The sequence below is a fragment of the Oleiphilus sp. HI0067 genome (assembly GCF_001635735.1).
Window position 1 is genome coordinate 1 of the sequence record NZ_LWFI01000025.1, and the last position, 10,319, is coordinate 10,319.

At 43.3% G+C, this 10,319-nt stretch carries 8 protein-coding genes; 5 read left to right on the forward strand and 3 right to left on the reverse strand.

What is annotated here, in order from left to right; genetic code table 11:
• Positions 1–1,649 (forward strand): hypothetical protein (locus A3739_RS29070; protein WP_197471915.1); only part of this gene is annotated, 1,649 nt, incomplete at its 5' end.
• Positions 1,650–1,969: 320 nt separating this feature from the next.
• Here the strand turns inward: A3739_RS29070 and A3739_RS00585 are convergent.
• Positions 1,970–4,261 (reverse strand): tetratricopeptide repeat protein, encoded by a 2,292-nt coding sequence (locus A3739_RS00585; RefSeq protein WP_197471916.1) that lies wholly within the window; start codon positions 4,259–4,261, stop codon positions 1,970–1,972.
• 351 nt (positions 4,262–4,612) lie between these two features.
• On the opposite strand from A3739_RS00585, the gene A3739_RS00590 reads away from it, so the two are divergent.
• Entirely contained in the window at positions 4,613–6,361 is a 1,749-nt protein-coding gene (locus A3739_RS00590; RefSeq protein ID WP_082878198.1) for an arylsulfatase, read from the forward strand.
• A 625-nt stretch (positions 6,362–6,986) separates the two neighbouring features.
• The gene (locus A3739_RS00595) at positions 6,987–7,361 is read left to right on the forward strand and encodes a DUF805 domain-containing protein (RefSeq protein WP_068499778.1); all 375 of its coding nucleotides are present in this window, start codon (positions 6,987–6,989) and stop codon (positions 7,359–7,361) included.
• On the opposite strand, the gene A3739_RS00600 is transcribed toward A3739_RS00595, so the two are convergent.
• Positions 7,351–8,094 carry a 2OG-Fe(II) oxygenase gene (locus tag A3739_RS00600; protein WP_068499782.1) on the reverse strand — a complete coding sequence of 248 codons (744 nt, stop codon included), beginning with the start codon at positions 8,092–8,094 and terminating at the stop codon, positions 7,351–7,353. The genes A3739_RS00595 and A3739_RS00600 overlap by 11 nt on opposite strands.
• A 266-nt stretch (positions 8,095–8,360) precedes the next feature.
• Between A3739_RS00600 and A3739_RS00605 the strand changes: the two genes are divergently transcribed.
• Both A3739_RS00605 and A3739_RS00610 read left to right on the forward strand, forming a co-directional pair.
• Complete coding sequence (locus A3739_RS00605) at positions 8,361–8,567, forward strand: hypothetical protein (RefSeq protein ID WP_068477365.1); 207 nt, start codon at positions 8,361–8,363, stop codon at positions 8,565–8,567.
• A gap of 99 nt (positions 8,568–8,666) precedes the next feature.
• Positions 8,667–9,698 (forward strand): DUF484 family protein, encoded by a 1,032-nt coding sequence (locus tag A3739_RS00610; RefSeq protein WP_068477362.1) that lies wholly within the window; start codon positions 8,667–8,669, stop codon positions 9,696–9,698.
• On the opposite strand, the gene A3739_RS00615 is transcribed toward A3739_RS00610, so the two are convergent.
• Positions 9,699–10,319: AraC family transcriptional regulator (locus tag A3739_RS00615; protein WP_156502203.1), on the reverse strand; the 621-nt coding region annotated here is incomplete at its 5' end. It abuts the gene before it with no gap.

Consider the following 10,319-nt stretch of genomic DNA (forward strand, 5'->3'; position numbering starts at 1 on the left):
TTCGTGCATACGTAGATGATGCGACTAATCCAGGTAGTAAAGTGCAAGTATATGGATATATCGGTGCTGGCTTGGGGAGCGGGGCTCGTGAGCTGGTATTGTGGAATAGCGCTGGAGACCAAGTTTGGACGGCTCCACAAGATCGAAATCTAGAGAGTTTTTCCAATGTTCTGGGAGTGGAAGGCGCTTATAGTCAGTTGTTTGCTGTCGAAGAGTTGGAGGATAACTTTTATGTGGCGCAACTTGGCCGTGATATTTTTGTATTTGAGGGTTCAGAGTTATTTGAGCTAAGTGATTCCAACGATGTATTTAAAGATCGGTCATATCAATTGGAAGAAGACTCGGGAAATGTCACTAAGATGCAAATCGCTTTCGATAATGATGATTTCCTTATATTTGATCAGGGTAAGTTCTTCTACAGTGACTATAAAGCTAGTTACAGTGCGCCAGTTTTATCTAAGAACTACAGTTATGACTTTTTATTAGCGCGATCGCTGAGAAACATTGAAGATCCTTACATGTTCTCACAGTTTGATTTGAATGACTGTAGTTACAATGCTGACCCAGTAGCTTGTGCCGATGCGAATGACGTTGGAGGCTTCGCATGGCAAGTAACGAATGACTGTACACTTGCTTTGAACTGCTCTTTTCCAAATGATCTCAATGATTATTGTGTGACAGACGCAGAGCGCACGCCAACAACACCCCAATCTGAGTTGTGCACGCCCAGTAACTATGAAGACTTAAATGAGCTTGATGAAGTCGCGAATGATCTTAGTTTTGCTGCATTTTTGCCCTACTACCAAGACTATATGCGCAGCTTCGAATTTAAGATGTACGACGATTCTTTGTTGTTAAATTTACGTCTGACAGAGCGTGATGCTCTAGTGGTGTATTACTACAAACAGCCTCTTACCGCACCGGCCACTGTGCGAGAGCGTCTATTGTTAGGTCGTCGATTGGTGCAATCTATTTCTCGGCCAGTGGTTCAAGATTCCGGGATATATTTTTCAACGAACGTCCAAGGCGCAACTGTTTCTAATGTCTGCTACAAGGGTCTCATGGAAGTGATGTGTAACGTTCAGGAGCCGTTAGAGGGAGCGGTTGATGAGTGTACTCGCTTTGATCTAGATGCCGGCACATGTCGAGAGGGACGTTTCTTGTTTGAGAGTCGTGCTCTATTTTGTTCCGATACAGAAATCCTGTCTGGCGACTGCAAAGACTCCAATCAAATTAATCAAACGACTTTACAAATTGAGTCCGCTTCTCAAGATGCAAAATGGGTTCCGAGCTTGAGCATTGATGCAACAAATGGCGTCCAATCAACGATGCATGTGTTAATTAGTGATGATCAGCCACGTTCAACCGCTCGTCCTAATGATAGTTACTCAAAAGACGAAGGCATCTTAGGTAACCCTCAGCTTTACTCAGTAGCTTCGCAACGAACCTTATCAAGCGCTCAAGGACAGTTGTTGTCTTCAGTTGAATCTGTTGCTGCTAGACTTGTGTTACGTGAAAACGAAGGTGCTTATGCTGTTAATGCAGAGGAGTTTGTTAGCTCAACTCGACAGCGCCAGCAAGATGAGATTTATGTTAATCAAGCTAATGACCAAAACCAGAAGGTCATTGGTCGTACCATTGCGCACTGAAATTTAAATTTGATGTTCTAAAATTCGATAGCCCGTTTGCTATCAGTAGCAAGATGTAAATGACAGCGTGAAATATGGGCGATAGCTAAGGCTTTGGAGCCAACAGCGCGCTAGTACTAAAATCTGGATAAACGGCTGCCAAGACCGCTCTGTGAGAACCGCTACAAATTGACTAATATTGGGCACAAGCTTAGTGAAACACTTATTAGTTGGGGAGTTTAAGAAGCGTATAGCGGCTTCAGCGAGCGCCCATCACGCATCCGAACCCTGCCATCAAATTACGCAAACTCACTAATAATTATGCGCATTGATTATTTATGTTAATTCGTTTTTGCGGACGTTTTGCGCAACATGTTAATGAGTCTAAGGGTTTGTAAATCCTCGGGTATCAGGTCTACTAGTTGCTCGGCATACGTCAGGGCTTTTTGGGTTTGGCCGAGCTCTAACAGTAAAGGCAGCACCGCATAGGTCATTCGAGGATTCTTCGGTGCGAGCTTGTGTGCAGTCTCATAGTTTTTCAAGGCTTCCTCTGCTTGTCCTTGATCTTGAAGTAAGGCACCGAATGTAAAAAAGTAATGAGGGTTATTCGGCGACAACTCCGTTGCCTTTTGCAGGTGCGCTAAAGCCAACTTTTTGTTGCGTTGACGAATACGAGTCAGGCCTAACGCGAAATAAACCTCAGCTGAGTCTGGATTAATGGTCAATGCTTGGTTTAGAACATTTATACTCTGCGCAGTATTGTTTAATGATTCCGTCAACCTCGCTAAAGCAAGGTAGGCGGGTATATATATTGGTTCAATATTTATCGCGGCATTATAGTGTTTGGCGGCATTTTCAAAATTGTTGAGATCGCGCTCTAAGTTACCGAGATTAGTGTGCGCAAAACCTCTATCCGCTTGGTAATTTTGCATACTGCGATACTCTTCTAATCCGTTTTTGATTAATTTTTTCGCTTGTACGGGGATCGATGACATTTGACTGGCGGCGGCAAGTGCGCGAGATCCTCGGGCACGAATGTTTGATTGAGCATCGTTAATAAGTGGTTTGAGTAATTGCCATTTTTCGGCATTGGAGTAGGGCGCCGCTGCGTCGATCGCCGCAAGTCTGAATTGTGGTTCTGACCTTTTCACGGCTATTTCGATTGCTTGCATCGAATCAGGATGCGGATAGTTAGCTAAACGACTAAGCGCTGATGCGCGTATGATGGTCGCTTGAGTATCGTCTGTAAAAACAGTTAACAGCTTTTGACGTCCGCTCGGTATTAGATTATCTGCCTCGTTGAAAGCGTAAGCGAAATGCTTAGCATAGGAATCGTCAATTTTTGGGTACCATGTCTCGATCGTCGTGCTTGCCCAATTTGCATCTTGATTGGTATGGCAGTTATTGCATGCGTTTGGTGCTCCGGTATCGCGTGTTAGATGTGGGCGTGGGATCGAAAATTGATGATCTCGCCGCGAATCAACGCCCATGTAAACAGTCGCTGGCATGTGACAGCTAACACATTCTGCCGCGTCTGTGCCTACTTTATGCATATGGTGTGTTGGTTTGTCATAGGTTTTTGAATCATGGCATTGTGTGCAGACTTGGTTTCCTGTCACGTGGAGTTGCCCGCCGTGCGGGTCATGGCAATTTGTGCAAGTTACACCCGCGTCGTACATTTTGCTCTGAACAAAAGAACCCCAAACAAAATTCTCGTCTGATACCTGCCCATCCACATGGTAGAACTCCGGTGTCAGTAAAACCGTCTCAAGCGCGCGATTGAGAAAATCAGGCTCCGCTCGGTCACTAATCGCATTACGTCGCGCGTGACAGCTGGCGCAGACTATGACTTGGTCTGATGAACGACGTTTTGAGATTGGGTTTAACTTACTTTGACTGTCGGTTTTATACAGCGGCGTTTCTACACCGATGTATGGGCTATCAGTTAAAACGGGATAACTAACCGGATCTCTGCTGTGCTCGCTCAAATTACCGTGGCAGGAAGAACACGAGACATTGATACTTGAAAACTCCGACGAGTATGTTCGGGTATTCAAATCAAAATTTTTTCTGAAGTCGCTTGAGTGACAATCCGCACACATTTGGTTCCAGTTTTGCCCCATTCGAGACCAATGGAAGCTATCATGCGGTTCTTGATCCGGATGTACAACATACCATCGTTGCCCACCCATACTCTTGGGTCGGCTGTCCCACGCGAAAGGAAAAAATTGCAGCTTTCCTTTGCCCTCATCGAACATGTACTGTTGTAAAGGATCGAACCCAAATGTGTAGAGGACTTGATACTTTTTCATAACCCCCGATAAGTTTGGCATCTCGATATAATATTTTTCAGCTTCGAGTGTAAACTTTACCAGTTTACCTTCGTATGAAAGCCGTGCATCTTCAAAGTTGCCAAGAATATTTTTCGAATTGGCTTTACCCATCGCTTTGGCGTGATGCGATGAGCGCCAAGCATTCACCTCTTTTTTATGACATGCAACGCAGGTTTGGCTCTCCGAGATGAGAAGGGTTGGGTCTTTCGCAAACGCTGAGGTGCTCATCAAGCACAAAAATAGCCCAATGAAGACGGCTCCACTACAGTGATGCGTCACTAGCTTCGAATACAATGCCATAAATATGCACATTATTTTTATTTGAATTCTCTGTTAACAGTCTAACTTGGGTATAGAGGCGAATAAACGGGTTTTTCGACTTGTTATTTGTTTGTTGAAAAGGTTTCACGAAAGTAACAATTAAAATGTAGCTAACCCCACATTTACATCTTAATACGAAGTGTTCTTACTTTAGTGGGGATAAATCTATACCCATTTAGTTTTTTCGCCTAGACTCTTTTGCGGAGACTCGTAATCTATAAGTCAAAAGAATAAACATAATAGAGTTACAGCGCAGATTTCATTAGTTCAAATTAAGCAAGAAGAAAGTAAAGATAAAAGGTATTGAACTCATCATTTCAGGAGGCAATTATGACGTTCAAAAATCTCGGTTTTCTTTTTTTATCAGGCATTATATTTTCTCAGTTAACGGCATGCCAAGATACTGCAAATAGTGAACAAGCTTCGGTTGCAGAGTCTGTCGAATCTGAGAGCGTAGAAAAGAGCATGCAGTCTAGTGCCGGAGACGAAGCTGCAGTTAAGACAAGTGCAGCGGTACCTCTTCAGCAGAGTGAAGATTCAACGCCGGTTCAACAGGCAGAAACATCATCGGGTAAGCCCAATATTCTCGTGATTTGGGGCGACGATATTGGATGGTCAAATGTAAGCGCATATAACCATTCGGTTATGGGCTATGGAACGCCAAATATTGACCGAATTGCGAATGAGGGGGTGATGTTCAGCGATCACTATGCCCAGCCTTCCTGTACAGCAGGGCGTGCGGCATTCATAACTGGGCAGTATCCGATTCGATCTGGAATGACGACGGTCGGCCAACCAGGTGACGCGCTTGGTTTACAAAAAGAGTCACCGTCTCTTGCTGAAGTGTTAAAAGAAGAAGGATATCGCACCGGACATTTTGGCAAAAATCACCTTGGTGATAGAAACGAACACCTGCCAACTATGCACGGCTTCGAAGAATTCTACGGAAACCTCTACCATCTCAATACCCAAGAAGAGGCTGAACAGAGAGATTATCAAAATTTTGGTAAAGCCTTTGCGGGTAGCCTGGAAGAGTACGAGAAAAAGTTTGGGACGCGCGGAGTGGTGCATGCGCTTGCGACCGACATCTATGATGCAACGGAAGACCCTCGCTTCGGTGTGGTTGGAAAACAGACTATCGAAGATACCGGACCATTGACTCGTGAGCGAATGAAAAACTTTGATGCAGGTGAAGTGATTCCGCGCACGTTTGAATTTATAAAAAATGCGAAGGAAGCGGAGGAGCCATTTTTCGTTTGGATGAATACCAGCCGAATGCATCTATACACGCGTATCGATACTGAATGGTTGAATAAAGTTGAGAAGTATACTTCGGAATCCGATTACCACGGCGCTGGAATGATGCAGCATGACCATGATATTGGTCTTGTGCTCGATTGGCTGGACGAGCAAGGTCTCGCAGAGAATACCATCGTTGTTTACTCTACAGACAATGGCCCTGAGCATAGCTCATGGCCTCATGGCGCCACCACACCCTTTAGAGGTGAAAAGATGACGACATACGAGGGTGGCGTGCGTGTGCCAACAATGGTTCGCTGGCCGAATAAAATCAAAGCCGGTACCAAGCTAAATGGTATTCAAGCGCATCAAGATTTATTTACCACTCTAGCTACGGCCGGCGGTGTGCCTGACGTCAAAGAGAAAATGATCGAGCAGAAAAAACAGTATATTGATGGTGTGAACAACCTTGATTACTGGATGGGGCTATCCGATCATTCTGAACGAAATCACTTGTTCCATTATTACGAAAGTAAACTAACTGCAGTGAGAATGGGACCGTGGAAATTTCATTTCTCAACGAAAGAGGATTACTACTCTAACGTGATTCCGCGAACCGTGCCGTTGGTATTTAATGTTCGTATGGATCCTTATGAGTCTTATGATAATTCGGATTCTTATGGGCACTTGCTGCAGAAAGTATCTTGGCTGATTCAACCGATGGGTCAATTAATGGCGGAGCATCTGCAAACGCTCGCCGAGTACCCACCTGTGCAGGGCGGTAAAACGTTTGATATGTCGAATGTGGTGGCAGAGTTTATAGATAAAGCGCAGCAATAAAGTTCGCATGAACCGAAAAGCGCCGATTGTTTTGAAACAATCGGCGCTTTTTTTGGTTATCAAAACAGCGATATATTAGGGCTAAAGTGGATAAGTCGGACTTTTTATGACTGCGTAGAAGGAAATAAATTTACACCCAAACGATTTTATCTTTTCGCTTGGTCCAGTCCTCGTAGCTTGCTTTAAATGTGTCCTCTACGACATGGCGTTTTATTTTTAACGTGGGGGTAAAGTAGCCAGAGTCTTCAGCCCATGGCTCGCGAAATACAACAAAGTGTGAGAGCTTGGTATAGGCTTCCAACTTTGCATTCGTTGTGTCTAAGGTTTTCTGTTAACTTGCGGTTATTTCCTCATTGCTCATCTCTGCCGTATTATCTGATAAACAGACTATGGCATAAGGATGAACCATGTTAAGGCGAGTAAGCACTACTCGTTCTATTAGAATGTTGGCTTAAAACTTACTGACCAATTAGCATACATACGGATTAACTTTCCTCTCGCCGTTTCAAAAGCGTCTTTGAGTCTACAATTAATAGTAGATGTCCTTCATCATTTAAAAAGATACAGTCCACATTTTATCGCTAGTCTAGACTGTTAGACAGTTTAGAGAAAAAGGACCTCAGTTATGTATTGGTATCTTAAAGTTCTCGGCAATTACACAAACTTTGAAGGCAGAGCGCGACGTAAGGAATATTGGTTCTTTGTATTAATTAATATGATCTTTACGGCGGTTTGTTCTTTGCTTGATCAATCGATTGGAACTTTTAACTACGAAACAAATACTGGCACGATCAGTTCGATCTATGGCTTGTTAGTCTTAATTCCAAGTGTGGCTGTTGCTGTGAGGCGTTTACACGATACCAATCGAAGAGGTTGGTGGCTTTTACTGATCTTCGTTCCGATCGCAGGATGGATTATTCTTTTCGTGTTTTTGGTTTTGAAAGGAGAAGAGGAGATGAATCGTTTCGGATTATCTCCTTTAAATAGCGCTACTGATTAGTCGCCATTGGGACGATACTGCGAGGTTGAGAGACTCTCGCTGTCCCTGGGAATGCTCCCCAGCTTACTAGTGCTAATTTCTTACCTTGCTCAATCGGCAGCGACTCATGCGAGAAAACGTGATTAGAAGGGAAAATAACAAGGTCGCCGCGTTTTGGCTGATATGTGTAGTTCAAACCCTTGAAGTATAAGCCCCCACCAACATAATCATCGTTAAGATAGATCAGCATACTGAAGTCCCGATCAATAAACCTATAGAATTGTTTCGCCTGTTGGCAGAATTGGTCAGAGTCTGCGTGTATTCCGTATTTTCCGCCAGGACCGTAACGAAGCAATTGCGCTTCCTCAAACCATTGCGCATTAAGGCCGCCTGATATTTCCACAAGGTACTCGCTGCAGGCACGCTTAAACCAATCATTGGCAAGCGCGCGCTTTTTGCCTAAGTCGACATTTTGAGTGACACGACTCGCGTGACGTTTGTAGACACGTTTGTTAGAGGTTGATTTGGCTGTGTCTACAACAGTGAGCCATTCTCTTTTTTGTTTCTCAGCAAATCGAATGAAACTATTGCACTCAGATGCGCTCAAAAAGTTATGGACTACTTTAATACTTTTTGGTGTTTGTTTTTCTTCAATTGAACTACCACAGCATTCACCAAATGCTTTTTGCGAACGGCAGTAGCAAGGCTTGGTGGTGTCGAAGTGGAATGTCGGCACATAATGTTTTTGTTGCATGATAAACCCCTAGTCAAAACTACAGCGAAATTCGCTTTTTCTTATGGATATTGCTTATCTAACTCAGGAGTGCATTTTATTGACTAAGAAAAGTTTAAAAACCTGTTGTGGATGGAATGTATGTTCCATACAGGGAACAGTTTGCAAGGGGTTTTTGCTTTGTTCCATAAATGGTTTCAATTGTTGCTATTTTGCGCATAGAGTACGCATTTGGGTGTCGGAATGGATTGCACCAAAATTGAGATTTTTAGAGGCAAGAGAATAATATGTCTGGATCGAAGAACATAAAAGAAGCTGAAGTTATTAAGGCGGGTTGCGGTATTCGTTATGACCCTGAGCAATTAGGGACCGATACCGAATTCGATTTTAGTGCTGCACAAGATCTGCTAAAACCTGAAGAATTGAATGACGGAAAAACGGCTAACGAGTATAACAAGAAAAACGTAAGAGAGAGCCCCAATAGCAAATGCTAAGACTAGAAAAATGAACAACTATTCATAACTCTATGTGAGCGTACTTCAGTCTTTGCTCTAGACTTAGAAGATAGTAGGTTTCGACGATTAGGAGTAGCTGTGGCTGATGTTAATCAGTTGGTAGAGCGGGCGAAAGCAAATGAATTAATCGCCCAGAATTTGTTTGAGATTGAAGTAGAAATCATGAATATCGCAAGATGTACCGATTTCTTTGATCAGTTGCTATTGATGGTGCATGAAAAGTTCGCAGTAGAGCATGTTTGGGTGACGATTGTTGATGTTCCTGCAAATGAGCATTTCATCCATGCCCTGGAGGACTTAGAAAGCCAAGATCATCAAGAGCACTATCAAAAAGTGACGATGCTTGATTTCTTGCAAGCAACCAAGAGTACAAAACAGCCGATTTTGAAAAACCAGCAACTCCAAAAGTGGCGAGGTTTAATCCCCAAAGCTTTGCGCGATCAGATTGCTTCACTTGCAATGTTGCCGATTGTCGTAGAGAAAAAAGTAGTCGGTGCATTGATGTTAGGCTCTCCAAATGAAGCTCGTTACTCCCCTGATAAAGACCATTTTTTCTTAAGACAGCTTGCCGTAAAGGTGTCGCTTTCACTTATTGGTGTATGGGCGCGCGAGCGAGTTGGATTTTTAGCGACAAGAGACCCCTTGACGCATTTGCGTAATCGCAGAGAAATGGAGGAGGCGTTAAGCCAAGAGCTAAGTCGTCATCAGCGACAAGGTGCTGACTTAGCTTTGATGTTCATAGATTGTGATGACTTTAAGCAGGTTAATGATGTTTATGGTCACGAGGTAGGAGACCTTTATTTAAAGCACGTTGCCAATTTGTTGTTGGAAACCACGAGAAAGAGTGACTTGGTGTTTCGATTTGCAGGTGATGAATTTGTGATAATTCTACCTTATCAAGCCCAAGAAGGAGCTGATATTATTGCTTCGAGGATTCGGGAGCAGGTGATCGAGACGCCAATGCCTTGTGAGAATGGCAGCATTCAAGCTAAGCTGAGTTATGGCGTTGTTTCAACAGAAACCTTGGCTAAGTATGATGGTCGTTCATTGCTTAAGGCGGCAGATGAAGAGCTATATAAAATGAAGGCTTTAAAGCCTAAGTCTCGTTGATTATCTGTTCAAATTCCTGAATTCTTGAGGACTTACTTTTGTCCATTTCTTAAAACTTCTATAGAAACTCCTTTCGTCTTTGTACCCTAAATTGTAGGCGATATCGATCACTGATAGATCGGTATCAAGCAAGAAGTGTGTCGCTCTTTCTTCTCGGGCTTTTCTTAAAATCTCTCTGTAACTTGTACCTTCAGCATCAAGTTGGCGCTGTAAATGTCGCGTTGATGTATTGAACTCTTGGCATATTAGCTCTTTGCTCGCGATTCCTAACTGTAGGTGCGCTTTAACGGAGCGAAGTATTTGGTCTTTTAAGGTTTCTCCATCAAATTTAAGTTGCGATAAGCTCGTTCGTACTTTTCCTTCTAAGCTGCTTTTCGGGGAGTGCTGTTTTGATACGAGTGGGATTCTCAGCAGTTCATTTGATAGTTCGATTCGATTACTTGTTTGATCAAAAAATACCGGTGCAGAAAATACCTGTTCATAGGTTTGTTGTATGGAATGCGCAGGTTTAGGTCTTGTCAGATATACACCACTTGCCGAAGCTTTGCTGTTTGTTAGCCATCGTGCAAAAAGTGTCCAACTTGCAAGTACGTTGTCGATCATGTGCGGCACAATTAACGA